Source organism: Streptomyces sp. NPDC060000, from assembly GCF_042737375.1.
Taxonomy (GTDB): domain Bacteria; phylum Actinomycetota; class Actinomycetes; order Streptomycetales; family Streptomycetaceae; genus Streptomyces.
The window spans coordinates 12,644-34,574 of record NZ_JBHWUU010000069.1; the positions used below are offsets into that span (position 1 = coordinate 12,644).

29 protein-coding genes are annotated in these 21,931 nt (G+C 69.5%); 11 read left to right on the forward strand and 18 right to left on the reverse strand.

Annotation, left to right across the window (positions count from 1 at the left end):
- Positions 1-71: 71 nt before the first annotated feature.
- On the reverse strand, positions 72-752 hold the full coding sequence (locus ACFWBB_RS30845; protein WP_385278851.1) for an RNA polymerase sigma factor: 681 nt from the start codon (positions 750-752) through the stop codon (positions 72-74).
- A 250-nt stretch (positions 753-1,002) separates the two neighbouring features.
- Between ACFWBB_RS30845 and ACFWBB_RS30850 the strand changes: the two genes are divergently transcribed.
- Both ACFWBB_RS30850 and ACFWBB_RS30855 read left to right on the forward strand, forming a co-directional pair.
- Positions 1,003-1,275 (forward strand): hypothetical protein, encoded by a 273-nt coding sequence (locus tag ACFWBB_RS30850; RefSeq protein ID WP_385278853.1) that lies wholly within the window; start codon positions 1,003-1,005, stop codon positions 1,273-1,275.
- A 182-nt stretch (positions 1,276-1,457) separates the two neighbouring features.
- Complete coding sequence (locus ACFWBB_RS30855) at positions 1,458-1,979, forward strand: hypothetical protein (protein ID WP_385278855.1); 522 nt, start codon at positions 1,458-1,460, stop codon at positions 1,977-1,979.
- 50 nt (positions 1,980-2,029) lie between these two features.
- Here ACFWBB_RS30855 and ACFWBB_RS30860 read toward each other — a convergent pair whose 3' ends face one another.
- Both ACFWBB_RS30860 and ACFWBB_RS30865 read right to left on the reverse strand, forming a co-directional pair.
- Positions 2,030-3,142, reverse strand: a complete 1,113-nt coding sequence (locus ACFWBB_RS30860) for a helix-turn-helix domain-containing protein (RefSeq protein WP_385278857.1) — start codon at positions 3,140-3,142, stop codon at positions 2,030-2,032.
- Positions 3,139-3,447, reverse strand: coding sequence for a helix-turn-helix domain-containing protein (locus ACFWBB_RS30865; RefSeq protein WP_385278859.1), 309 nt, complete (start codon positions 3,445-3,447; stop codon positions 3,139-3,141). Before ACFWBB_RS30865 ends, ACFWBB_RS30860 begins: the two co-directional genes overlap by 4 nt.
- Positions 3,448-3,705: 258 nt before the next feature.
- On the opposite strand from ACFWBB_RS30865, the gene ACFWBB_RS30870 reads away from it, so the two are divergent.
- Both ACFWBB_RS30870 and ACFWBB_RS30875 read left to right on the forward strand, forming a co-directional pair.
- Entirely contained in the window at positions 3,706-3,945 is a 240-nt protein-coding gene (locus ACFWBB_RS30870) for a hypothetical protein (protein WP_385278861.1), read from the forward strand.
- The gene (locus ACFWBB_RS30875) at positions 3,942-4,259 is read left to right on the forward strand and encodes a type II toxin-antitoxin system PemK/MazF family toxin (RefSeq protein ID WP_385278863.1); all 318 of its coding nucleotides are present in this window, start codon (positions 3,942-3,944) and stop codon (positions 4,257-4,259) included. The genes ACFWBB_RS30870 and ACFWBB_RS30875 overlap by 4 nt, the downstream gene beginning before the upstream one ends.
- 51 nt (positions 4,260-4,310) lie before the next feature.
- Here ACFWBB_RS30875 and ACFWBB_RS30880 read toward each other — a convergent pair whose 3' ends face one another.
- The gene (locus ACFWBB_RS30880) at positions 4,311-4,760 is read right to left on the reverse strand and encodes a hypothetical protein (protein ID WP_385278865.1); all 450 of its coding nucleotides are present in this window, start codon (positions 4,758-4,760) and stop codon (positions 4,311-4,313) included.
- Positions 4,761-4,974: 214 nt separating this feature from the next.
- Between ACFWBB_RS30880 and ACFWBB_RS30885 the strand changes: the two genes are divergently transcribed.
- The 5 genes from ACFWBB_RS30885 (at position 4,975) to uppS (ending at position 8,694) form a co-directional block, all read left to right on the forward strand.
- The gene (locus tag ACFWBB_RS30885; RefSeq protein WP_385278867.1) at positions 4,975-5,466 is read left to right on the forward strand and encodes a hypothetical protein; all 492 of its coding nucleotides are present in this window, start codon (positions 4,975-4,977) and stop codon (positions 5,464-5,466) included.
- 81 nt (positions 5,467-5,547) lie between these two features.
- Positions 5,548-6,108 (forward strand): toxin, encoded by a 561-nt coding sequence (locus ACFWBB_RS30890; RefSeq protein WP_385278869.1) that lies wholly within the window; start codon positions 5,548-5,550, stop codon positions 6,106-6,108.
- 50 nt (positions 6,109-6,158) lie between these two features.
- Positions 6,159-7,331 carry an MAB_1171c family putative transporter gene (locus ACFWBB_RS30895; protein WP_385278976.1) on the forward strand — a complete coding sequence of 391 codons (1,173 nt, stop codon included), beginning with the start codon at positions 6,159-6,161 and terminating at the stop codon, positions 7,329-7,331.
- The gene (locus tag ACFWBB_RS30900) at positions 7,328-7,906 is read left to right on the forward strand and encodes a hypothetical protein (protein ID WP_385278871.1); all 579 of its coding nucleotides are present in this window, start codon (positions 7,328-7,330) and stop codon (positions 7,904-7,906) included. The genes ACFWBB_RS30895 and ACFWBB_RS30900 overlap by 4 nt, the downstream gene beginning before the upstream one ends.
- 71 nt (positions 7,907-7,977) lie before the next feature.
- On the forward strand, positions 7,978-8,694 hold the full coding sequence (uppS, locus tag ACFWBB_RS30905) for a polyprenyl diphosphate synthase (RefSeq protein WP_385278873.1): 717 nt from the start codon (positions 7,978-7,980) through the stop codon (positions 8,692-8,694).
- Between the two features lie 65 nt (positions 8,695-8,759).
- Here the strand turns inward: uppS and ACFWBB_RS30910 are convergent, their stop codons facing one another.
- Entirely contained in the window at positions 8,760-9,677 is a 918-nt protein-coding gene (locus tag ACFWBB_RS30910; protein ID WP_385278875.1) for an esterase-like activity of phytase family protein, read from the reverse strand.
- 305 nt (positions 9,678-9,982) lie between these two features.
- Here ACFWBB_RS30910 and ACFWBB_RS30915 point away from each other — a divergent pair, with 305 nt between their 5' ends.
- Together ACFWBB_RS30915 and ACFWBB_RS30920 are read left to right on the forward strand one after the other, a co-directional pair.
- A complete protein-coding gene (locus tag ACFWBB_RS30915; protein ID WP_385278877.1) occupies positions 9,983-10,822 on the forward strand; it encodes a ParA family protein in 840 nt (279 codons plus the stop codon).
- On the forward strand, positions 10,819-11,736 hold the full coding sequence (locus tag ACFWBB_RS30920; RefSeq protein ID WP_385278879.1) for a hypothetical protein: 918 nt from the start codon (positions 10,819-10,821) through the stop codon (positions 11,734-11,736). Before ACFWBB_RS30915 ends, ACFWBB_RS30920 begins: the two co-directional genes overlap by 4 nt.
- Before the next feature lie 108 nt (positions 11,737-11,844).
- On the opposite strand, the gene ACFWBB_RS30925 is transcribed toward ACFWBB_RS30920, so the two are convergent.
- The 13 genes from ACFWBB_RS30925 to ACFWBB_RS30985 all read right to left on the reverse strand — a co-directional run bounded on the left by ACFWBB_RS30925 (position 11,845) and on the right by ACFWBB_RS30985 (position 21,907).
- Positions 11,845-12,729 carry a hypothetical protein gene (locus ACFWBB_RS30925; protein ID WP_385278881.1) on the reverse strand — a complete coding sequence of 295 codons (885 nt, stop codon included), beginning with the start codon at positions 12,727-12,729 and terminating at the stop codon, positions 11,845-11,847.
- A 167-nt stretch (positions 12,730-12,896) separates the two neighbouring features.
- Positions 12,897-13,172: a hypothetical protein gene (locus ACFWBB_RS30930; protein ID WP_385278883.1), complete on the reverse strand. Its 276-nt coding sequence runs from the start codon at positions 13,170-13,172 to the stop codon at positions 12,897-12,899.
- 180 nt (positions 13,173-13,352) lie between these two features.
- Positions 13,353-13,853 carry a hypothetical protein gene (locus ACFWBB_RS30935; RefSeq protein WP_385278885.1) on the reverse strand — a complete coding sequence of 167 codons (501 nt, stop codon included), beginning with the start codon at positions 13,851-13,853 and terminating at the stop codon, positions 13,353-13,355.
- 161 nt (positions 13,854-14,014) lie between these two features.
- On the reverse strand, positions 14,015-14,350 hold the full coding sequence (locus ACFWBB_RS30940) for a hypothetical protein (RefSeq protein WP_385278887.1): 336 nt from the start codon (positions 14,348-14,350) through the stop codon (positions 14,015-14,017).
- Positions 14,351-14,421: 71 nt separating this feature from the next.
- Positions 14,422-15,318, reverse strand: a complete 897-nt coding sequence (locus ACFWBB_RS30945) for a hypothetical protein (protein WP_385278889.1) — start codon at positions 15,316-15,318, stop codon at positions 14,422-14,424.
- Between the two features lie 124 nt (positions 15,319-15,442).
- A complete protein-coding gene (locus ACFWBB_RS30950; protein WP_385278891.1) occupies positions 15,443-16,336 on the reverse strand; it encodes a hypothetical protein in 894 nt (297 codons plus the stop codon).
- Positions 16,337-16,479: 143 nt separating this feature from the next.
- Positions 16,480-17,052, reverse strand: coding sequence for a hypothetical protein (locus ACFWBB_RS30955; protein WP_385278893.1), 573 nt, complete (start codon positions 17,050-17,052; stop codon positions 16,480-16,482).
- A 100-nt stretch (positions 17,053-17,152) separates the two neighbouring features.
- A complete protein-coding gene (locus tag ACFWBB_RS30960) occupies positions 17,153-17,731 on the reverse strand; it encodes a hypothetical protein (protein ID WP_385278895.1) in 579 nt (192 codons plus the stop codon).
- 77 nt (positions 17,732-17,808) lie between these two features.
- The gene (locus ACFWBB_RS30965) at positions 17,809-18,900 is read right to left on the reverse strand and encodes a phosphoadenosine phosphosulfate reductase family protein (RefSeq protein WP_385278897.1); all 1,092 of its coding nucleotides are present in this window, start codon (positions 18,898-18,900) and stop codon (positions 17,809-17,811) included.
- A gap of 91 nt (positions 18,901-18,991) precedes the next feature.
- A complete protein-coding gene (locus ACFWBB_RS30970) occupies positions 18,992-19,741 on the reverse strand; it encodes a hypothetical protein (protein WP_385278899.1) in 750 nt (249 codons plus the stop codon).
- Positions 19,742-19,830: 89 nt separating this feature from the next.
- Positions 19,831-20,265, reverse strand: a complete 435-nt coding sequence (locus ACFWBB_RS30975) for a hypothetical protein (protein WP_385278901.1) — start codon at positions 20,263-20,265, stop codon at positions 19,831-19,833.
- A 175-nt stretch (positions 20,266-20,440) separates the two neighbouring features.
- Positions 20,441-21,460: a hypothetical protein gene (locus ACFWBB_RS30980; RefSeq protein ID WP_385278903.1), complete on the reverse strand. Its 1,020-nt coding sequence runs from the start codon at positions 21,458-21,460 to the stop codon at positions 20,441-20,443.
- Positions 21,461-21,550: 90 nt separating this feature from the next.
- Positions 21,551-21,907, reverse strand: coding sequence for a hypothetical protein (locus tag ACFWBB_RS30985; RefSeq protein ID WP_385278905.1), 357 nt, complete (start codon positions 21,905-21,907; stop codon positions 21,551-21,553).
- Positions 21,908-21,931 lie beyond the last annotated feature (24 nt).

Sequence of the window (21,931 nt, forward strand, 5' to 3'; positions counted from 1 at the left end):
AGCGACGGGTCTCCGAGTCGTGGGGGACCGGGCCGCCCTCCAGAGCACGCTCGAGGCGCTCCGCTCCCCTGTCAGCGCGTCGCCACATGAGGCGCCCTCTCCTGTGAAGTCTGGACCCGAACACCGACAACGTTCCCTTTGCCCACTGCGAGCTTCAGTAGCTCCTCCACCAGTTCGGCGGAAGAGTCACCCTCCGGAAGTACCTGGGCCAGCCGGCGCAACGACCGTACCGTCAAGGTGCGTACCGCGCCTTCCGTCTTGCCCATGAGCTCAGCAGTATGCGCCGGGCTCAGTCCGTCGAAGAAACGCAGCCGCAGGCAGGTGCGCTGATCCGGCTTGAGTTCGTTCATTCGTACGGCCATGGCCTCGGCCAACTGCCGTCGCTCGGCCTGCTGGTGAACGGAAAGTCCCGGCCGCGGCCGGTCGAGCTGCAGGTGATCGGCGTGCAGAACTTCGGTGGGCCGGCGCTGCTCCTTGCGCAGGTGGTCGACCGCGGTGTTCCGCGTGATGGTCATCAGCCAGCCGAGAAGATTCGTTCCTGGACGATAACGGCCCACGTTTTGCGCCACTTTGATCCAGACCTCTTGCGCGAGGTCCTCGGCCTTGTGCGGGTCCCGGATGTACTGACGGACCCAGTTGTAGACGGTCCCGTTGAGACGCGCGTAGAACGCGCTCATGGCCTCCGGCGCGTCCGGCCCCCCGGCGGCTGCGCATGCGATGAGCTGGTCAATAGTTGCGGTGCTGTCCGTCACGGCGTGATGTCCCCCCATGTGCCGGCTTGGCGCCCGACTCGCGGTTCGGACTGCCAGAACACCCAACCGGGGTAAAGGAGGATCGTCTTCCGCGTGGCGCGAAGGAAGCATAACCGGCCATCTTGCGCCAGTCACCGGCCGGATGACCAATGGCCGATTTCCCTGGGCTTACTGTAATCTGCCCTTGCAGGCGAGCGTCGAGAGAGCAACTCGGCGGGCGCCCAACCCGAAGAGAAGGAGCACCCCCGCGATGTCCTCGCACGCCTCGCCCGCGCACGCCCCGATTTCGCCGGCGCAGATCGACGCGGCCCTGATGCGACTCCCCTACGACCAGTGGATCGTCATGCCGGCCGCGGCCGCGCATGTGCAGGAGCTGGGCCTACCCCGTGAAAGCCTGACCACAGTCATCCGTACGGGCCGGCGCCGTGGTGTCCTGCGTACGAAGAAGGAACCTGACCTGCATCTCTTCTACGTGATGCGAGTCGCCGAAACGCCCTATCGCGGGGCTGTCGCCTCGGCCTGACTGATCTTTTGGATAACGGGCGTGGGCGCCCCTCCCTCCTTGCCAGCCGCGCCGCGAGGCGCCCTGCCTGGCGCGCGAAAAGCACCTAGGAGAGGGGGGCGCCCACGCCCGTTATCCGAGACCATAGGGGCGGGTAGTAGCGTGGCACGCCCCGACCTTCCGACGTGGGTAGGAGCCACTCCGTGTCTGACTCGTTCGCCGCGACGTCCGGCCCCCTGATCGAGCAGATTCGCATAGCCCGCTCCAGAGGCGATGAACGCACCGCGGCCGCGGCCCTCGAGGAGTTGGTCGCCCTGTACGTGCGCCTGGGGAACCGGGAGCTCGGGACGGTCCAGGAGCAGAACGACTACATCGTCGCCCGGCACCTGGGCTACGTCCCCGACATCCTGCAGGAGCTGGACGTCAAGCCCAGCGATCTGCCGGAACCTCCCGGCCGCCGGCGCCCGACCCCCACTCCCCCGGCAGGCGTGGACACCTCCCTCATCGCCGAGCGTCTCGCCCACATCGGCGGCCCGGACGACGAACCCCCTGAGCGCTTCGGCGTCGAGTACCGGCCGCAGGACAACGTTGTACTCCACGGGCGCCTGCAGCCGTTCGCCGTCGTCGACACCGAGGAACGGCGCCTGCCGGTGTCCTGGTACGACAACCGCGGCGACGCCGAGGAGATCGCAGGAGTCGTCAACCGCATGCGCCGCCCCGACTGACCGCCCGCCCCGAACACTTCGGAGGCGGGCGTCGCCGTTCCCGGCGCCCCTCACCACGCCGGTTGCGGCTCGCGCGCGTGGGCCGGGCACTGGTCGCCCTCGGCCTCGACAGGCCGCCCGCACAGGCCGTGGTCCCCGTCGCACTCGTACCGGCGGCGGACCACCGGATCGGTGCCCCCGGTGAACTGCCGGGGCGTCGGCGTCTCCTGGTCCTCCCACGTCCGGCGCGGGCCGGGCAGCGGCGAGTCCAGGGCGTCCCGCAGCCGCTTGGCGATGATCGCGCTGACGTCCTTGCGCAGGGGCTGCGGGAGCGGCCGTGTCAGCAGCTCCCACAGGACTTCGTCCTTCCAGCCGCGGGAGAACAGCTCGTCGACGACCAGGCCCTGATCCTGCAGAGGCTTGCCGGTGATCCTCAGCTTCGGGTGCGTCTCGCCAAGCTGTGTCAGGAACCGCACGCCCTCAGTCAGGGGAATCTCTCGCTGGGGGGACTTCTGGCCGTCCGTCCATCCCTCCGTCAAGGGGTGCTCCGTGGAACCTACGGAGGGATGGACGGTTCCCTGATGGTTCTGTGGTGGATCACTGACGGTTAGGGGCTCAACCTGACCCGACCCCGGGCTCAACTTGGGGGGGAGGTCGGTCTCATCTTGACCCGAGGTCGGGCTCATCTTGAGCTCAGGGTCGGGCTCATCTTGATCCCTCAGCACGTCAGAGGGGGTGTCGGGGTTGTCCACAGGGTCGGGCTCATCTTGAGCCATCACCTGGTCAGCGCCCTGTCCGGCCCCCTTCTGGGCCTTCCGCTTCTTCTGCGGGAGCGGCGCGTCGGCGGCGAAGGTGATCCTCTCGATGACGTTGTCGTCGTAGTCCGTGGGCTTGCGCTTCATGGCGGCCAGGAGCTCGAGGTTCACGCGCGTGAGGTTGGTGATGGGCTCGCCCGTCTTCGGGTCGAGGCGCCGCTGCGAGGCGATCAGCTTCTTCTCGATCAGCTTCTTCTTGACGCGCTTGACCGTGGCCGGGGACGTCCCGCAGTCGTCGGCGAGGCGCTGCTGGCCGGGCCAGCAGTACCCGTGATCGTCGGTCCTGTTGCAGTAGGCGATCATGAGCAGCTTCTCGGGCCCGTCTAGCCCTTCGGCCTCAAGCACCATCGCGATGTGCTTGATGGTCACGCCAGGCCCTCCTCGGTGCCGTCGCCCGCCTGGACGTCGACGATCACGCGGTACGCCGTGGGCGCGGCCGCACCGCTGGCGGTGAAGGAGCCGGCACGCTCGAGCAGGCCGAGGGCCACCAGCCGGCGCAGCACGCGCGAGACGGTCGAGGTACTGATGTTCGCCGCCGTGGCGAGTCGGCCGACGGTCGGGAAGGCGACGCCGTCCGGGCCGGCGTCCCGGGCGAGCAGGACGAGCACCAGGCGCTCGGTGGGCGTGATGTCGGCGGGAACGTTGAGTACGGCGCCGATCTGGGTAGTGCTCATGTGGACTCTCTCTGTTGTTCAGAGAGCAGGAACTGCGCATCGCGAATATCACAGGCGGGCGCGGAAACGAGTGGTCCGCGCCGAGCAGCCTGTATGCTCGTTGCTAAGCAGTCCCTACCCCCTTTGGCGAGGACCGGGTAGGAAGTCGGGGCGTCGACCGGGCCAGGTTGACGCCCCTTCTGCATGTCTGCCGCTACCGTTTCCGGTGTTGGCGATCACACCTTACACCGGTGTATGTCGAGCGGTAGGATGGATCGTATGACGACACGGAACACGGCGGGTGGAGACACCCGAGAGCGCACCAGCATCACCCTGCCGAAGGATCTGATGCGCCGCGCCAGGGTCGCCGGCGGGAACAATCTGTCCGCGTACCTCGAGGAGGCGCTGCGGGAGAAGTTCCTGGTCGACGCCATGGTTGAGGTGACGCGGATCAAGTCCATCGACCCTGCGGACGATCTGTTCGAGGCCGCCGAAGCGGATGCTGAGGCCGCCGCGTGACCGAGGTTCTGAGGGGGGCGGTGTGGCGCGTGCCCACCGTGGGCCGGGATCGCACGGTCCTGGTTGTCCAGCACAACGCCGTGATCCGGCACCACGCGGGCGGCATCGCCTGCGTTCTCGTCCAGGAAGTCGAGGACGCCCTCGACACGCTGCTCACGGTCCCGATCGAGGCTCCGGTGCGCGGCGTGGTCATGGCATCTGACATCCACCAGTTCCGGCCCCTGCGGTTCGAACAGGGCAAGTGCCTCGGCTACCTGTCGGCCGAGGACATGGAGCGTGTGGCCCAGGCGCTCCGGGCAGCTCTCGACTTGTAGGTCGTCGTCGTCTTTCGTTTGCCCTCTGCCGGACTCCGGCCGGGGGCAACGTCATGCCGGGACCGAGGCCCATGTGACCCGGCCGCCGTGGTCGCCCACATACTGCCCTACGTCGGAGGCGACGCCGTGGACCAGGTATAGGCCCGGCTCCTCCTCCGGCGCAGGCAGCGCGCGGTCAATGTCCCCCACCGACACCGTGACGTGCGCCCCGTCATACGCGATTCGTGCGACCAGGCTGTCGCCTGCCTGGTGTCGGGCGGTGACGTCCACCAGTTCCGTAAGGACGGCCTGCACGTCAGCGCAGGTTCTGCCGGCGTCGGGCGCGCCCTCGAGTATTCGTGGCAACGCCAACGTAGCCAGCGCGCCGGCTCGCTCCAACGCCTCGGTGGCGTTGGTCTCGGGCCCGATGGCGAAGGTGATGCTGTTCTCCTCGGCGAAAGGCCACAGAGATGCGTTTGCCCGTTGGGTCAGCGGCTCACGTTCCGGCGGCGAGATTGTCACGTCTGTCCGTCCCGTTTGGTGATCGATCGGTGCACGGCGACAGCACGGGCCGTACTCACTCGCACCGGCTGGTCGAGTGTGTCATTGAGTTAACAGTGACGTAGAGTGTTTACGCAAGCCGGATTCGGATTCGAACTAGTCCAGCAACCGGAAGGTGAACGGGAAGCGACATCCCGCACTGTGGCCTGGGCTGTAGCGGCAAGAACCTGCCGACATGGAATCGAACAAACCGGGACGTAGGCAGGCTGCTGTGGGAGAGATGATGGGCGATGGCGATGACCTCAGAGATGAGCCACGCACCCTTCAAGAGAAGATCATTTACCTGCTAGAGCACGCCTTCCCTGATGGCACCCCAAGCGACCGCGAGTTCTGCAGGATGGTCGAAAGCCAGGGAGGCGCCCTCTCACACAGCTACTTCGGCAAGCTACGCAAGGGGCAGATCACCGAAGTTCGTGACGAGACACTGCAGGCGCTTGCGCTCGGCTTCGGCATCTCCAACTGGCGCTTCTTCAAGGACGAATCCGAAGTGGTCGAGGAGGTCATGGCGGGGCTCGCACTCCTCGCCGGGACCCGCACGGGCGACATCGCGGGCCTCGCAGGCCGCGGCGTCGGGGACGCCGGCCTGTCGCCCGATCTCCTCGAGTTCGTCCTCAACCAGGTCCGCGCATACCAACATGGAGACGTCGGCCCAGAGGGGGAAGCGTGACGAACGTATGTTCGTATTCGCTAGGTAGACTCAGCCACCCCGAGAACCAGCTCGAGCCCGCATCCAACGACCGAGGCGCGAATGTCCCTGCGGAAGCTGCGTGAAGCCTGCGAGGACGGGCTGGCTGACCTTCCCATTCCAGCGAAGTTCAGCATCCCGGCCCTCGTACGCAACATGGAGCAGGAGCGGGGGCGCCGCATCCTGCTCGTCCCCCTGCCTGACCAGGTGGTTAACCCGAACACCGCGTGCGGCCTACGCGTCAAGGCCCCGGACTTCAGCATGATCCTGTTCCGCAGGCGGCCAACGATCAACCAGACCGACCACGTCGTGCTGCACGAACTCACCCACGAGTGGCTCGATCATGGCGGCACGCTGGGGATGGACGACTTGCAGCAAATGCTGCCGGTCTTCAACCCGACTCTGCTCAAGCGCTTCGTGGCGGACCGCCCCATCCAGGCCCGCGCCAACTACGACAGCGACGACGAGAAAGTCGCCGAACTCGGCGCGCACCTGATCCCTCGCCTGGCGCGGGCCGTACCGAGTGACGACATGCTCGGCCGCCTCGGCGACACCCTCGCCCACCCAGTCGGCGGCCGCCGACTGCAGGGCCGGTTCCGCAACCCGTTCAATCGCCGTTCCTAGCTCCAAGGACCCCTGTGCTTGAGATAGCCGGCTACGCCGTAGCCGCCCTGATGACCGCTGTCGCCATCTGGCGCGCCCTCGGCGGGGCCGACGCCCGCCGCCGCTCCCTGTGGGGGTGCTTCCTCGGCTTCTCCATCGCCCTGTGGACCAAGACGGAGATCGTCCGCCGCGGGCTCAACAACAGCGCGATCACAGACGCGTCGATCCTCGTCAAGCACTATTCGGCCGGCATGGCGATCCTGGCGATCCTGTACTACATCGTCGCCGTCTACGGGCACTACCCGCCCGAGGGCGACATGGCGCGAGCCGTGCGGGTGTCCCGCTTCATCCAACGCGTTGCCTCGAAGACGGCCCTGTTCGCGTTCCTGCTCATGACGATCATGTTCTTCACGATCGTGGACCGCTCCCACCCCAGCGACCGGTTCCTGTCGGAGCACGCCGGGCAGTGGGGCGCCACCGCCTACATGACCGTCTTCTACACCTACCTCGGCTCCGCCTCCGCAATCTGCCTCTACCAGTGGGCTGGAGCGTTCCGCCACGAGAACCGCAAGCTGCTGCGCGTCGGCCTCGGCATGATGGCGTTCGCCATGGTTCTCGGCGTCGTCTACTCCTTCGGCCGGATGCTGTTCATGTGGTACTGGCTCGTCGAGCAGCCCAGCTACCACACCGCCTTCGACGTCGACGCCGGCACGGAGGCGATGCAACAGCTCCTCTTCGTGTTCTTCGCGCTCGGCGTCTCGGTCCCCGCAACGGAGAACGGACTGCGCCGTGCACGCGCCTGGAGGGCACTCGCCCGCATCTACCCGATGTGGCACGAGCTGATGACTGCCTTCCCCAACATGCCCATGGAGCCCCCGCGTTCCCGGTTCGAGGAACTCACCCGCCGCGACGTCGACGCCGACCTGCAGCTCAACCGTTGGGTCCACGACATGGCCGATGCGATCGAGAAGCTACGCCACCACGTCCCCGACAGCCTGATGGCCGCGGCCCAGGACCTGGCCGACCGAGGAGACGCCGCCGCAGCACAGGCGTACTGGATCAAGGCGGCACTCGCCGCCAAGCAGCAAGGAACCCCGGCCGGCCCGGTTGCGGCATTCGAACAGCAGCAGGCCGCCGACCAGGACGATGAAGCCGCATGGCTTCGCCGCGTCGCCAAGGCCTACAAGAAGACCACTCCCACCCAAGCGCAGAACTTGCTCGCCGACGCCGGAGCCCCCGCATGACCACGCCTGAGACCACCGCCCGCACGGTCACCGACGTATTCCAGCCCCGCAACATCCTCCTCGTCGGCATGACCGGGATCGGTGCTGCCGCCGGTGGCTGGAGCGGCATCCCGTGGGGACTGCTCGCCGCCCTGTGCGCGGGCATCATCCCCGCCACCTACATCGAGTGGGAGCGCAAGCGCGGCACCTGGGGCGACCGGCACGTCGTCGACCGCGCCAAGCGAACCCCGATCTTCTTCGTCATCCTCGCGTCCATCGGCATCGGATCGGCCGTCATGGTCGTGGGCCACGCCCCGACCGGCATCCTCATTGCGATGCTCGCCCTGTGGCTCATGACCATCGGCCTCCTGGCCGTCAACAACGCCGGGAAGTGGAAGATCAGTGTGGACAGTGCCGTCGCCTCCGCGGTGCCCGCGATCCTCTCGTGCGTGCACTCCCCGTGGTGGCTGCTCGCCTACGCCCTCACCGCCGCCGTGTGCTGGTCCCGCGTCGCGTTGAACTACCACACCATCGCTCAGACCGCGGCCGGAGCCGTCCTCGGCGCTGCAACCGCGGTGCCGTTCCTGCTGGCATAACCAAATCTGTGCCAGTCGCCCAGCACCGGCCACGCGACACAAGCCACTACCAGGCTCTACACCCCGGAGCCATGACCGCAGATGAACGCCTCGCCCTCCTCCCGCCCGTGGTGCTGGACACGCTGCCCCGGCACATCGCCTTCATCGCCGACGGGAACCGCCGATGGGCCACCCGACAGGGGCTGAGCGTCGAAACCGGATACGAGGCAGGAACCGCGGCCGTCCACCGCGCCCTGGCGCAGTGCCGCGCTCTCGGCGTCCAGGTGGCGTCCGTGTTCATCATCTCGGAACGCAACTTCGACCGCGCAGAGGAGCACCTGCAGCCCCTGGTGAAGGTCACATGCCAGCTTGTCCGGCAGGCCGCAGCCGATGCCGACGGACCCGTACGGATCATCGGCCGACTCGACCGAGCGCCCCACGCCCTCGTCGACACCATCCGCGTAGCCGAAGCCCAGACCCGGCGCCTGCCAGGCATGACCGTCAACCTGGGCATCGGCTACGACGGCCGTGGCGACATCGAACAGGCCGCCCGCGCCGCGGCACACCTCAACGCCGGCGACGACACGGCCGCCCTCGGCATCGGCCAGCACTTGGCCACCGCCCAACAGCCCGACCCCGACCTGGTGGTCCGAACCTCCGGTGAACGCCGCCTCTCCGGCTTCCTCCTGTGGCAGTCCGCCGACGCCACACTTCACTTCGACGACCGCCTGTGGCCCGAATGGAACGACGCCGCCCTCCTGGAGGCCCTCGCCGTCCACGCCGCGCAGACCCGAACCTTCGGCCGCTGACCAACCCGAGACGTACCAGAGCCCGGCCAGTCGTCCGACCGGCCGGGCTCTGCTCTTGCCAGACGTCAACGCCGGGGCAGGCGCACGTCCATCGTGTAGAGGCGCGTCGTCTGCGTCGCGCTTTCACCGTCGTCAGTGACCATCAAAACTCGCAGCCGGTCACCGCACTGCTCAGTGACGGCCAGGCCCTCGATGTTGTCGATCAGCGGGTTGGCCTGGTTCGACGCAGGCGCCACCGCGCTGCCGGCCGGGCAGTTGTCCAGATCCGCGAGCAGCTTTCGGCCCATGAAACGCACGCCTTGCTGCCCACTGGCGAGCGACGCGACGCTGGTCACGTCGCTTGCACCCCGAGGGTCGGCCAAGTAGAGCTTTGCCGTCCAGCCGACAGTCGCAGCGAACGACCGCTCGAGCACCAGATACCGGCCGTCGCCTGTCGCGGCGATCTCGGAGATGCCGTAACCGGTCTCGGCGACATAGGCGTACTGCGGTCCGACGGTGAACTCGCCGTTCCCGTGACGCTGCCAGGTCTGGAAGCGTCGGGTGTCAATGCCGTCGCTGCGCAGCCATCCCTCCATGGATGCGGTGAGCGTCCGGCCGGTGTGATCGAGCGTCAGGCCCTCGAAGGTGCGGTTGCGGATCCCGCCGGTCGGCGTGATGGCCAGGTTCGCCGGCACGGGCAGCCGTGCAAGCAATTTGCCGTTTGCGGAGTATCGGCGCACCGACGGCTCTGTCTCGGACGACACCAGACGTGTGCCGTCGCGGTCAATGACGAGTCCTTCCGAGTCAAGGAGCTGGCCGGCCTCGTCAGCCAGAGGCACCACCGACGTCGGCTTCAGTTCACGGTTCAGGCCAAACATGATCGAGCGGTCCGACAGGGCCGAGATGCGCCCGCGGTTGTCCACGGCCAGTGAGGACAGGTTGCCGACGTAGGCGCCTTGGAAATGCGTCTTGTCCAGCGCGTCGGAGAATCCTCGTACAGCCACCTGCGCCGAGCAGGAGGAGCCTCCCGGAGCGGCATGTGCCGGAGCACTCAGCCCTGTTATCGAGGCGGCTACAACTGCCGCGGCGAGGAAGGGTCCCCCCATAGTGCGTATCTGCATGGCTGGAACCTATCGGAGGGCTGAGGCCACGTTTCACCGGATACCCCCGCCAAGATCATTCTTGCCCAATTGGGCAGCCCCGCCCGGCCCCGTACGGGTGACGTGTGGGGCTCTATCACGCGCCGTGCCCGGTACCGATAGGGGCTCGCTGCCCGAAACGTGGCGACGGTCTGACTATCGTCCCTCCCATGACGACACCAACAGGCGACATCGAGAGGCTCCGGTACGGGCCCTTTACAGGCCCCGCCGATGAGATGCGAATCATCGCGATGTGCAACCAGAAGGGCGGCGTCGGCAAGACGACCACCACCATGAACCTCGCCGGCGCGCTCGCCTCCTTCGGGAAGCGCGTCTTGATCGTCGACGGCGACCCCTCGGGGAACCTCACCGACGGGTTCAGGCTCGAGGGACTCGACGAGGACGAGGGCGACACTCAGGTCGACTGCCTGCTCAAGGGCGCAGACCCGCACCCCCTGGTGGCCAAGCCGTTCGAGAACATCCACGTCCTTCCGGCCAGCCCGGACATGGTGTTCCTCCCCGCCCGCCTTCGCGAGCGCGGCAACGCGCTGCACGCCCACAAGAAGATGCTCGCCAAGTTCGAGGGGGAGTACGACTACGTCCTGCTCGACACCCGCCCGGCCATCGACACGGACACCAACTCGATGACCGCGGCCGCGCACGGCGCCCTCATGATGGCCAACACCCACAAGTGGGCCATGAAGGCCATCGGGTCTCAGCTCGACCAGCACGAATCCATCATGGAAGAACTCGGGCGTACCGACTTCCTTGAAATCGGCATGGTGATCAGCCTCGCTCTCTACGGACGCGGTGACTTCAACAAGCTGATCCTCAAGCAGCTTCGCCAGCACCCCGACCTGGCGCCCCTGGTGGAGATCCCGTTCCGTGGTGCCGACCTGGGCGAGGCGGAAGTCGAGGGCAAGCCCGTGCAGATGTACCGGCCGAAGTCCGACACGGCCGGGTACTTCCGTGACATCGCCGTCAAGGGCGGACTGGTGGAGGCCGCGTGAGCAAGAACTGGGAAGAAGCGACGAGCTGGGAGACCACCACCAAGCGCCGCGGCGGCGACAAGCTGGCCAAGAACAACCGCGTTGCCGAAGACGAACGACAGGCCGCCATCGCGGCCGCCGTCGAGGAGGCACGGCCTGGTCTGCACAAGATTCCGGATCCGGTCGAGCCCGCCGGGGAGGGCGAGCTCACCCCCGAGGAGGAGCGGCGGTTCCAGGAGTGCAACGAGGGCGTCGACCTGGGCAACGCGGCTTGGTTCATCCAGGGCAAGTCCCTCGACACCATCGCCGTCGGCCGTCTCTTTCGGAACACCCCGCACAAGCTCGAGCCGGAGCGCTGCTACGCGACGATCGAGGAGTGGGTGTTCCTTGAGAAAGGCATCTCGGTCGGCCAGTGCAGCAAGCTGCGCGCCGGCTGGGAGATCGGGGAGGTCCTCGCGGCCCGCGGCTACAACTCCAACCCGGGCCAGGTCCGCGAGATCGTGCCGGTCAGGAACGCCTTCAACCTGAACGCCGCCATCGCCGTGTACGTCCTGGTCGCCGACACCGTTGGGACGGACAAGGTCACGGCCGATCAGCTCCGCAAGACCGTCAAGATGCTGCCGGGCGACCTCGAGCTCGACCAGGACGAGGACGTCGACGTCCTGGCGAAGACCATCAAGGGTGTGCTCGTCGAGGAGCTGCAGCCAGCAGCCTCCCCCGCAATCCCGCCCGCGGTGACCCGGGCCGTCGACAAGACGGCCATCAAGATCGCCGACGCCCTCAACCGACCCCGGATCCCTCGCTCGGAGGTCCAGCTTCGCCTCATGGAGGCGTTCGCCGACCCGGAGGACACCACGGTCTTCGACGTCGTCCTTGACCGGATGAAGAAGGCGGAGCAGGAAGCCAAGAAGGCCGGCCGGAAGGCCCTCGAGTAGGCGCACCTCGCCCGAACGCACGGAGGCCCGGTCATAGGTGGTGACCGGGCCTCCGTGCGTGAACTTCCAGGGCAGGATACGGCAGTTACTGCGGCCGCCGTGAGCCGGTCACACAGCTCGCAGTCCGGCCCGCGGAGCTGCCAGGCTCACCCGCCACCGGGTCGGCTCAGCCGCCGGTTCCCAGCGCGGCCCGTCGCTGCCCTTCACCGGCTGGGCGCGCTCCGGCCGCTCGCCGGGCATGTCCCATCGGCTGATCACGACGTCCGGGTCGGCGACCGCCTCGACGACGGGCCACACCTGGAACGGGACGGTCTTCCCGAACTCGGCGAGCAGCTCCTCGGAGTCGCCGACGTCACCCAGGCCCGGGAAGCTCTGCAGCAGGGTGCCCATGGCCCCGTGCGCCAGTTCGCGGCTGGACGCGAGAAGCGTCGGGCGGTCGAGCAGTACGGGGTGCGGCTCGAGGCCTTCCCAGGTGCCGTCCGTGTCCACCACGATCCGCAGCTCCGGCCGCCCGTTGTTCGCGTCGTGCTCCAGGTGGATGAACACCCCCAACGGCCACCGCAGCGGGCCCGCCTTCATCGGCCGGTCCGCCTGGGGCAGGGCAACGTACACGCAGTGCTGCGGCAGGTTGTCGACGAACCGTTCGGCGCCCAGCGTCGGGTCGACGGGCACGTTCGGGGCCTGCCACGCCCGAGTGACGTGGACGTCCTGGGCGTCCGGCTCGAGCCAGTACACGCCCTTGGTCAGGCGCCATGCCGCCAGTGCCCCGAGTCGGCCCATGTCTGCCGTACGGGAGTCGGTGGCGGTGAGCCGGTTGGGGCCTCCCCCGGAGACCACCGCGTACGACGCGCCCAGCGGGAGCCAGCACCAGTCCGGCCAGTCCGGCATTCCGGGGGCGCCCTTCTGCCGCACCATGCGGTTGAGTTGGGCGAATCCCTCCGGGTACCGCTTGCGCACCTCGGAGAGGTACCGCGTGGTGCGTTTCTTGGCCAAGGTGAGCACCGTATCGGCGTCGTCACCGGCCTGGGGAATCAGGCCACGGCCCGACGTACCCATCCCGTTCCTCGTCTCTGTAGATACTGGTGCGGGGCGGAGCCGCTATCACCGGGTCCGCCCCGCTCACTCTTCCGCACCGCACTGACAGGCGCGGTGCCTTCACGTCACGCCAGGGCGGCCGCGACGTCTTCCACGGTCTGCTCGAGCTCGGACAGGTACTCGTCCACGTCGTCGTCGTCCGGGGCGTCGCCGATCGCGTCGACGACTTCGTGCCGATGGACGAGGACCCTCGCGTGGGAGACGTACGCGGACACCCACACGTCGACCTCCAGCGGCCCGCCCTCGTTGTCGGGGCCGGCCTTGAGGTACAGGACCGGGTCCTCTCCGGTGCTGGCCAGGAGCTGCTGGATGTCGGCGCGGGTGACGGTGGGTGCACTCATGGCAGGGGCCTTTCAGGCTGCGGAGGTTCAGGTGACGCCGCGGCGCGGCGCATCCCCGCACGCGCGGGGCGAAACGGGCCCTGGCCCGTCGAGAACCCCGCCAGAGCGGGGACGAGCGGCCGCGAAGGTGAACGCGCGCCGTGGTGCTCAAGATAGCCGGTCAGGCGCCCGGCCGATCGGTTACGCGATCTCCATCCCGGCGCTGCACGCCGAGTGGTCCCAGTCCTCGGCAACGGGGTAGCCGCAGAAGCACGTCCCCTCTTCCGCGGGCCACCCGCGCATGCGGCGCTGCAGGGCGGCCATCAGGTCGGTGCGGTGGATCCACCCGCGCTCGCCGACCATGTCTAGGAGCTGCGCCTGTCCGCGGTCGTACGCGTCCCATGCCACGTCTCCGCTGGGCTCCGGTCCGTGGGTCGCCTCCCACGCCAGGTGCGTACCGGTCTCCTCCTCGAGCCGGGCGATGAAGTCGTAGATCCGGCTGCACCGCATCCCATCGAGCTCGTCCAGGCGCCAGATGTTCCGCTCGGCGTCCTGCCACCAAGTCGGCTGAAACAGCAGGTCCGACCAGTGGCCAACGGGCTGCCGACGGCCGCGGAGGATCTCGAAGTCGCCGTCGAACCACTGCTCCTCGAGCCGGGCCCGGCGCTCGGCGAGGCCGCGGATCAGGCTGGAGCTACCCACGGCGGGCCCTCCTGCCGTACCGACAGGCTCGGGAGCTCGAGCGGCCATGGCCGGCGGCGGGCGTACTCGGTGCGGTCGGCCCTCCAGCGGCCGGAGTTCGGCTTGCGGCGGCGGGGCGTGACGTTCCAGCGCATGGCAGTGCCTCTCTGGGCGTGTGTTGGTCAAGCGGCTGCGGTGCCCGGACGTTGGTCCTGGGCCGGGGGCGGGACGAGCCGGAGACGTCGCGCGCTGCGGATCTGCTTGCCGTGCTGGCGCCCGTACTCGCGGCTGTACTCGCGCCTGCGGTCGGCGGCCTCGGTCTTGTCCTGCCAGCCCTCCAGGGCGGCGAGGAGGTCGGCGCGGTGCTGCGCCTGCTCCTCCGGCGTCCACGGGCGTATCGGGCGGCGCTCCGGCGGGCGTTCGGGCAGGGGCGGCAGAGGTCCGCGCCGTACGAGCTCAGCGCGGCCGAACTTGCCGGTCGGCCACAGCTCGGCCATGCGGGGGTCGTCCTGGATCATCTGACGTCTCCTGCCGGGGGTCTGATGGGTCGGGAGCGGGCAGGGCGCGCGGGGCGCCCGGCCGGGGCGGGCTACGGGGCGGGGATGCCGCCGGTGCCGCACTCGCACTTGTGGGCGCATTCGCCGCAGTCCTCGCAGACCTGATGCGGGCAGCAGCCGCACGGCAGGAAGCGGTTCGGCGGCAGCGTGCAGCGGTGCGCCTCCTCGTCGGCGGCCGCGGCGTCCTGCTTCCGGACGAGCGCCTTGATGCACGCCCCGCACGAGACGGCGGTGTCCGGGTCCTCGAGGCTGCTCTCGGTGTCCGTCCCGAAGAACAGGCCGCACGCGGCGGTGTCGCCGATCCCGTCCTCACACGCCTTGGTGGCGTGCACGCCGCGGCCGCGGGACACCTTCTTGCGGCCCGGGTAGCCGTCGGGGTCGGTCTCCTGGTCCAGGAGGGCCAGGGCCTTGCGCACCGCGGCGGCGTCGGCCTCGGTGTGGATCCCCACGGAGCGGAGCGTCTTGCACGGCCACGCCACGCCACCGAGGGGGTGTTCGCTGCTCCGGCACTCGGGCCGGTGGCCGCCGCAGAGCTTCGGCGCGGCGCAGCACCCGTGCCGGGGGTTGCCGGTGCGGGGGTGCAGGGCGAGCAACGCGCCCTTGAGTCGGAGCACGCCCTCCTCGGCGGCGCCGCGCACCGCGTCCTCGTGGGCGTCGAGCATCGCCTTCGCCTCGGCGTGGAAGACGGGGCCGCCGGCGGCCGGGGCGACGAGCTGGTTGAAGATCGGGCGGCGCGTCTCCTGCGTCTTGGGGACGGGCGCCGTGCCCAGCTTGTCGGCCTGGTCGTCGAGCCACAGGGCGGAGACGAGCACGCCCTCGTGGACCTTCTTGTGCGCGGCGGTCGGCAGGCCCGGCTCCATACGGCGCAGGAACCGCGCGGCCCGGCGCAGTGCGGGGATGTCCAGTCGGGTGAAGTCGACGGCGTCCATCGGTGTCCTTTCAGGGACGTGGGTTGCGGAAGTGCCGGGCGCATGGGGGAACGTCGCGCCGCGGCGGGCTGTGTCAGAACGGGGCCCGGGGCGCGCGCGAGGGGCGCCCCGGGGGCTGCCGGGATCAGGCGGCGAGCAGGAGCTGCGGGTCGTCCGGCAGGGAGTTGAGGAGCTGGTTACGCCAGGCCATGGCGTACTTCGGGCAGTTGCCGCAGTGGACGTGTGTGCCCTCGCACTCCGGCATCGGGGCCCGGTTCACGGCGTTGTACGACCAGGCCATGGAGTCGCTGCTGTAGAGCTGGTGGGCGACGCGTCGCAGGCCGGTCTTCTTGAAGCCGAACCCGTGCAGGCGGATCCCCATCCCCCAGATCGTTTCGATGATCCGGGCGGCCTCGTCGGTCTTCTGCAGGCGGCACACGGAGCCGATGCCGACGACGGGTTCGAGCGTGAGGTCGACGCCGACCTGGTCGTATAGGTCGATGCACCGCAGGTAGTCGTCGAGCGTGCGGCCCTGGATGATCGGCATCCACGGGAGCTCGGCGTCGAGGGTCATGAGGTTGAGGAACGACGCGACCGTCTTGATCTGGTGGTCGTCGATCGTGAGACGGGTCTTCGCGAGGATCTCGTCCTCACACATCCAGTCCTGAATCGCACATACGTCCATCAGGCCGATCTCGTCGTAGTACCGGCGCGCGGCGGCGGCGTACTCGTACGGGGACAGGGTCCAGACGCCGAACTTCTCCAGGTGCTTGTAGCCGCCGAAGTCGAGCATCCACGGGGTCACGGCGCGCGGCATGGTCTTGCGGCCGTCGAGCCGCTGGTGCGCGATGCAGAGCGGGACACAGTCGTTGGCGAACTCTTCGCGCTCGAGCCAAGCGGGCTGGTGCGTGCCCAGGTACGTCACCCGGTCGACGTCGGCGAACCACCGACGCTCGGCGTACACCGGAGCGGGACGCTTTTCCTTGGGCTTAGCGTTCGCCGCAGGGGCGGGGACGTCGAAGAGGACGGCAGCGGACATGGTGTTCCTCGCTTCGTTGGTTCGTCGGTGGTTGCTCTCCACCAACACCAGGAATAGTACACCAAGGGAAATCCGCCGGGGTAGGGAACGGCAGAAAGAAGCGGGGGCCGCCCACCAGGACGACCCCCGCGGTGCGGGCCGGCTCAGCCCTCCGGGGTCAGGAGCATCGGGGGCCGCCCGTCCGCGTAGCGCAGCCTCAGCGTCCGCCCGCCCGTGTGCCGGTCCAGTCGCATCCCGTCCTCGGCGAGCGCCTCGGCCACCTGGTGCGCCACCTCGTCCCCGGGCACGGCCTGGTCCTCGACGTCGTCCCCGACCGTGACCCGGTAGGCCGCGCCCTGGTCGACGATCAGGGCCGCGATACCGGCGCGCTGGCTCTCCGAGTACACCCGCGTGCCCGCGGCTGCCTGTACCCACTCCCTCGGCGGCAGGGCGGGCAGGCCCAGGATCTCCGTCCAGCCGTCCAGCAGCCACACGGTGGTCTTCTCGACGGGACCGCGCTTGCGGATGGCGGGCCGGCCGTCCATGCGGAGCCGGGCCCCCGTCACGTGCACCGTGTGGGACGCCGGGTCGGACGCCATCTCGGCCGCGGTCACGCGGAGCTGGTACGGGCGGGCGTTCGGGATCCCCGACAGGGCCTCCGTCACCGTGATGGTCCGGCCCACCAGGGCGCGTACCGCCTCCGGCTGCTCGTCGACGTCGTCGGGCTGTTCGGGCATCGTCGTCTCTCCATCGTCGATCGGTCCGGGAAGCCTGTCACCAGTCACTGACAGGCAGGCGCCGGGGCGCAGCGGGGCGCCCCGGCACCGTGCGGTGCACTCAGCCCTCGTCGACCAGGACGACGCGCACCGACGACGTCAGGACCGCGGTCGCCCCGGTGCGGTCGCACAGCACCGCCGTGTCCGGGCCGCTCGGCCACGGGACACGGTCCACCTGGACTCGCACGGTGTGCGCGGGCCCGTTGCCCGCCACGATCCCTTCGACGATGTCTCCCGGCTCGATCTCGGGCAGCTCCCGGACTCCCTGCACCTGGCGCACCAGGGCGGCCATCTGTGGCGGCGTCAGCCCCACGGCGGCCAACGACTGCACCCACGTCGTCCCGAGCGCCTCGGCCGTGCCCGGGTACTCCTCGAGCCAGGCCGGGACCATCTCGTGCGACACGTCCTGTCCGCGCCGCCATGCCCGGGGTGCGTCCCGGCCGGCCGTCGCCGCGGCGTCGAACTGGGCGAACCGCCCCGCGAACTCCTCGCCCGCGGCGGCGCGTGCCTCGAGGGCCTTCACCTGGTCCGACGTCGTGCCGGTCAGCTCGAGGGGGCCGCGCAGCGCGGCGGCGTCGTGCCGCAGCCACTCCAGCTCGTCGTCGAGGTCCCGCGGCTCCATCGGCGTGTTCTCGGACATGCTCGTCTCTCCATCACTGGTAGGGCAGTTGGTCAGTCTGCCCGCGCCGGGATCGGCCCGGCGCGGGGTTGTGCAGATCAGGCCGCCAGGCCGTACAACGCGACCTGACGGGCGCGGTACTTGGTGGCCTCGGCCCGTCCGACTTGTCCGGCCATCGCGGTACCGATCGGCGGCCGTGCGGCGGGGCCCTCGGCCGCCTCCAGGGCCTGGGCGCGCCGGATGATCTCCCGCATCGACAGGCCCTTCTTGAAGTCGGCCCCGACCTTGGCTTCGGTCCGGGCGAACGCCGCGGCAAGCTGCGGCACGCGCCGCGCGCCGTTCACGAGGTCGTTGTTGCACCCGAGGACACAGAAAACGCAGCTCAGGCGCCGGTTTCCCCAGTCGTACGCCGGGTGGTACGGGAGGCGGGAACGGGCGATCTCGCGCCACACCTTCCGGTCGCTCCACGCGTGGATGGGCCGCCAAGTGGTGACGTGGCGCTTGCCGTTGCTCGCCCCGCGGTCGATCTCCACCCCAGCGAGCTTCGCCCGCTGGTCGCTCTCGGCCGCGCGCTGCCCGATGCACGCCAGGATCCGCACGGGGCGCCCCAGGTGCGCGAGCTCGTCGGTGAGCCGCGTGTAGAGGGTCCGGATCGGGCCCCGCTTCATGTCCGACGTGCACCAGCGCGCTGAACTCGACGGCCAGGCCGGCGGGACTGTCACCGCGGACGGGTCCTCGCCCGCGTCCCGGGCCTCCTTCTCCGCCTTCGCCTTGAGCTTGCCGTACCGGATCTCGACGCGCTCGAGGAAGTCGGCGTTCGCCGCCTGGACCACCTCGAACCGGCGGACCCCGGCAAGGCGCGCCTGGAGCTCGGCGAGCTCGCGGGTGCCGTCCCACTCCGCCCGGCCCAGGTCCGCGTGGACGACGACGACCTTGTGCAGCATCCCCAGGGCCTTCGCGCGGCGGACGACGTACGAGAGCATCGCCTGCGAGTCCTTCCCGCCCGAGCTCGATATGACGATCCAGTCGGCGTCCCGGATCAGCTCGTCCGGCACGGTCGTCGGCGGCTCGAACGGCACCGACGCGTGCACGGTCCGCGCCTTCCGCTTCGGCTTCGCCGGCGCGGCGGCCGCGGGGGCTGCCTGGAGGGTCTGGATGTCGGGGAGGTCGAACAGGGTCGCGGTCTGCATGGCGGGGGTCCTCGAGGGCGCGGAGCGGGCGAAGAGGGGCAACGGGGCCGGGGCGCAGCGTGGGAGCCGCGCCCCGGGACCGAAGGGGCGGCTACTGGTCGGTGTCCGACAACTGCCAGGACGTGAGCCGCCGGTAGTAGAGCCCGCCGTCACGCTTCAGCGCCTGCTGGGCGGCCGGAACCTGCGCGGCGGCCGCTACCGCGCCGTCGAAGGTCTCGGCGTGGACCCTGACGATGAACTGGCCCTCCTTGTCGAGGACGCGCCACCAGTCGGTCGGCTCGCCCCGCAAGGGCTCCACCTCGGGGAGCGGCTGCAACTTGTCCAAGGGGACCCGGATGATCTTGCGGTGTCGGGCGCTGAGGGCTTCCACGGTGGCGCCCTCGGGGAGCGACTTGATGATGACCACGTCCCGGTAGTCCTCGGACGGGTCCGGCACGTACGCGGCGACTGCGTCCACGGGCCACTGCGCGGGGGGCGGCGTGAGGATGAGGCGGGCGAGCCGCTCGGTACCGGCCTGGTCGTTCTCCCGGTACTCGTTGACGCTCCACCCGGCGGTGCGGAACAGGTCCGCGTACTCCCTGGTGGTCAGCTCCCGTTCGTGCCGCTCGTGCTCGTCCGTGGTCTTGCCGTCCTCGCCGCAGTAGGCCAAGACGACTTCGCCAGTGGCTTGGCGCGGGTCGAGGTATGCGCCGCCGCTGACACACACTCCGCCAGGGGCGAACACTGCGAGCGGCTGTCCGTCATGGGTGAGCAGGCGCAGCGCCGCCTTCACCTGGGGGACGTCCGCGCTGGCGGGGAGGTAACCGGAAGTGCTGTCAGAGGCAGGGACGGTGTTGGTCATGACGGAGTTCTCCTCGGTGGAGTTGGCGAGCTGGGGGAGGGTGCCGGGGCGCGGCGCGTACGGTCGCGCCCCGGCGGGGCAGGGACCGATCAGGCGGCGTCGACGACGTCCGTGACGTCGTAGAAGCGGGCCAGGCCGCCCAGGCGGCGCTCCGGGGAGAGCGTCAGCGTGGGTTCGGCGAACTCGGCCCGCACGGCGTCCTCGTACGCGGCCTCGGCCACGGCACGGTGCACGTGGTCGGTGGCCCAGTAGCTGTTGATCGACCAGTAGTCGACGGCGTACCGGGTCCACCCGGATACCGGGTCGATGTACTCGACGAACCGGATGTTCAGGTCCGCGTGACCGTTGGCGTCCGTGATGAGCGACTCCCGCAGCTTCTGCCCGCCCAGGATGTTGAACGTGTAGGTGGGCTGCTGCTGCCGCGGAACGGCGGTCGGCGCCTCGCAGTGCAGCACGGTGCGCATCGGCCCGTACTGCTCGGTGAGCTCCTCCAGGGGCTTCACTGCCATCAGGGCAAGAGTCATGGGGGTGTTCCTCCTTCGTGGTTTCGGCGGGTTGCTCTCCCGCCAACACGAAGAATAGTACACCCAGGGCAATCAGGGGAAGTGGTAGCCCAGTAAATCCCACTGATCGGCACCCCGAAATTCCCCACGGCTTACTGTTCGGGAGAGTCTCGGGGTGCCGCTCGGCAGGGAGCTGTCAGGCTGCGGGCACGTACCGCCGGCGGTCGGCACTCACCGGAGCCTCGTGCGTCGGGTCCAACCAGAGACGTTCCACGGCCTCCCTGGGGATGACGCGGACCGCCCCGTTGAGCGCGGCCCGCGTCTCCGGCCGGAGGCGACCGCGACGCCGGGGGGCACGGCGCGGCTTCACCGGCATGGGCGGGGGCACCACCAGCGGCGGCCGGGCGTCCCCGACAGGGAACAGCGCCGCCTGCCCGTCCCGCGCGTACCGCTCGGCGTCCGCCTCGTCCTGCGCCCGGGTCACCCTCTCCTCGGCCCCACGGAACAGCTCCACCCGCTCCTCCTCCAGGCGCTGCGCCTCGAGCCGGGCCGCCTCGGCGGCAACCAGACGTTCCGCCTCGGCGACGGCCGCCGGAACCATGCGCGCCTCCTGGACGCGCACGGCCTCCTCGTCGGCCCGCTCGAGGTCGACACCGCCCGCGGCGGCCCGCACCTCCTCGGCAACGGCCCCGTACTGCTCCCACAGCGGCCGGGAGCTGTCCCGCTCCCCCACGGGCCGCGTACGGGCGTTCAGACCCTGCACCAGGGCCCGCAGGACGTCCGCCCGGAACTCCCGGGCCCGCACGCGCATGGTGGACGCGTCCTCGTACTCCAGGAACGGCTCAGCGGCCACGGAGCGCTTCCACGTACCGAACGCGCGGACCGCCCGGGTCGCCAGTGCCTCCACCTCGTCGAGGACCCGCTCGAGGGCGACCAGGTATCGGGCGACCGCTCGAGCTCCGCCCTGGACCGTCAGGCGCCGGTCGTCGAGCCCGCCGTACTTCTCATCGGTCCCGCACATCTCCTTGTAGTACGACCACCGGGGGTTCAGGGCGAACGGGGTGGACGCCTCGACGCCGTGGACGTCGGCCAGGGTCCACGCCACGTCGTGGTGCCGCTTCGCCCGGCGTTTCGACTGGGCGGGGAACACCAGGTCGACGGTGAACCGGCCGGGGGCCGACTCGTACGGGCGGGGGATCTCTACGTACGCGCTCACGCGCTGTTCCTCTCCTTCGGGTTACGGCGGTTGCTCTCCGCCGCAGGGGGACCGGCCCACGGGATGCGGGCCGGGAACACGGGGGCCGGCTCAGCGACCGCGCAGCACGCGGACGAGCCAGCACGGGCGGCGCTGCTCACGACGTCCTCGGCGCACGTACGCCCGGATCATCGCGGCCACCGTCTCCGGGTTTGGCGACTGGTGCCACTGGACGAGCACCCACATGCCATCGCGCAGCTCCCCGTAAGGGCGCTCGAGGAACAGGGACGCTCCGCCGTCCTTGTACCGCCACACCATCCAGACACGGGCCGTCTGGTACGTCCGCTGGTACACCTCCGACCGGGGAGCAGACGGCAGATCCAACAGGCGGGCCACCTCGTCCGTGAACGCCACGAACGAGGCGAACGGCTCGGGGGCGAGCTGAGACCGAAGCCAGGGGGGAAGCATGAAGCGTTGAGCCTTTCTGGGAGC

Bases quoted from the DNA above. Each gene is read 5' to 3' on its own strand.
- ACFWBB_RS30850 (WP_385278853.1), top strand. From the start codon at position 1,003: ATGTCCTCGCACGCCTCGCCCGCGCACGCCCCGATTTCGCCGGCGCAG.
- ACFWBB_RS30865 (WP_385278859.1), bottom strand. From the start codon at position 3,447: ATGAGCACTACCCAGATCGGCGCCGTACTCAACGTTCCCGCCGACATC.
- ACFWBB_RS30870 (WP_385278861.1), top strand. From the start codon at position 3,706: ATGACGACACGGAACACGGCGGGTGGAGACACCCGAGAGCGCACCAGC.
- ACFWBB_RS30885 (WP_385278867.1), top strand. From the start codon at position 4,975: ATGGAATCGAACAAACCGGGACGTAGGCAGGCTGCTGTGGGAGAGATG.
- ACFWBB_RS30890 (WP_385278869.1), top strand. From the start codon at position 5,548: ATGTCCCTGCGGAAGCTGCGTGAAGCCTGCGAGGACGGGCTGGCTGAC.
- ACFWBB_RS30895 (WP_385278976.1), top strand. From the start codon at position 6,159: ATGACCGCTGTCGCCATCTGGCGCGCCCTCGGCGGGGCCGACGCCCGC.
- ACFWBB_RS30900 (WP_385278871.1), top strand. From the start codon at position 7,328: ATGACCACGCCTGAGACCACCGCCCGCACGGTCACCGACGTATTCCAG.
- uppS (WP_385278873.1), top strand. From the start codon at position 7,978: ATGACCGCAGATGAACGCCTCGCCCTCCTCCCGCCCGTGGTGCTGGAC.
- ACFWBB_RS30915 (WP_385278877.1), top strand. From the start codon at position 9,983: ATGACGACACCAACAGGCGACATCGAGAGGCTCCGGTACGGGCCCTTT.
- ACFWBB_RS30930 (WP_385278883.1), bottom strand. From the start codon at position 13,172: ATGAGTGCACCCACCGTCACCCGCGCCGACATCCAGCAGCTCCTGGCC.
- ACFWBB_RS30940 (WP_385278887.1), bottom strand. From the start codon at position 14,350: ATGATCCAGGACGACCCCCGCATGGCCGAGCTGTGGCCGACCGGCAAG.
- ACFWBB_RS30945 (WP_385278889.1), bottom strand. From the start codon at position 15,318: ATGGACGCCGTCGACTTCACCCGACTGGACATCCCCGCACTGCGCCGG.
- ACFWBB_RS30950 (WP_385278891.1), bottom strand. From the start codon at position 16,336: ATGTCCGCTGCCGTCCTCTTCGACGTCCCCGCCCCTGCGGCGAACGCT.
- ACFWBB_RS30955 (WP_385278893.1), bottom strand. From the start codon at position 17,052: ATGCCCGAACAGCCCGACGACGTCGACGAGCAGCCGGAGGCGGTACGC.
- ACFWBB_RS30960 (WP_385278895.1), bottom strand. From the start codon at position 17,731: ATGTCCGAGAACACGCCGATGGAGCCGCGGGACCTCGACGACGAGCTG.
- ACFWBB_RS30965 (WP_385278897.1), bottom strand. From the start codon at position 18,900: ATGCAGACCGCGACCCTGTTCGACCTCCCCGACATCCAGACCCTCCAG.
- ACFWBB_RS30970 (WP_385278899.1), bottom strand. From the start codon at position 19,741: ATGACCAACACCGTCCCTGCCTCTGACAGCACTTCCGGTTACCTCCCC.
- ACFWBB_RS30975 (WP_385278901.1), bottom strand. From the start codon at position 20,265: ATGACTCTTGCCCTGATGGCAGTGAAGCCCCTGGAGGAGCTCACCGAG.
- ACFWBB_RS30985 (WP_385278905.1), bottom strand. From the start codon at position 21,907: ATGCTTCCCCCCTGGCTTCGGTCTCAGCTCGCCCCCGAGCCGTTCGCC.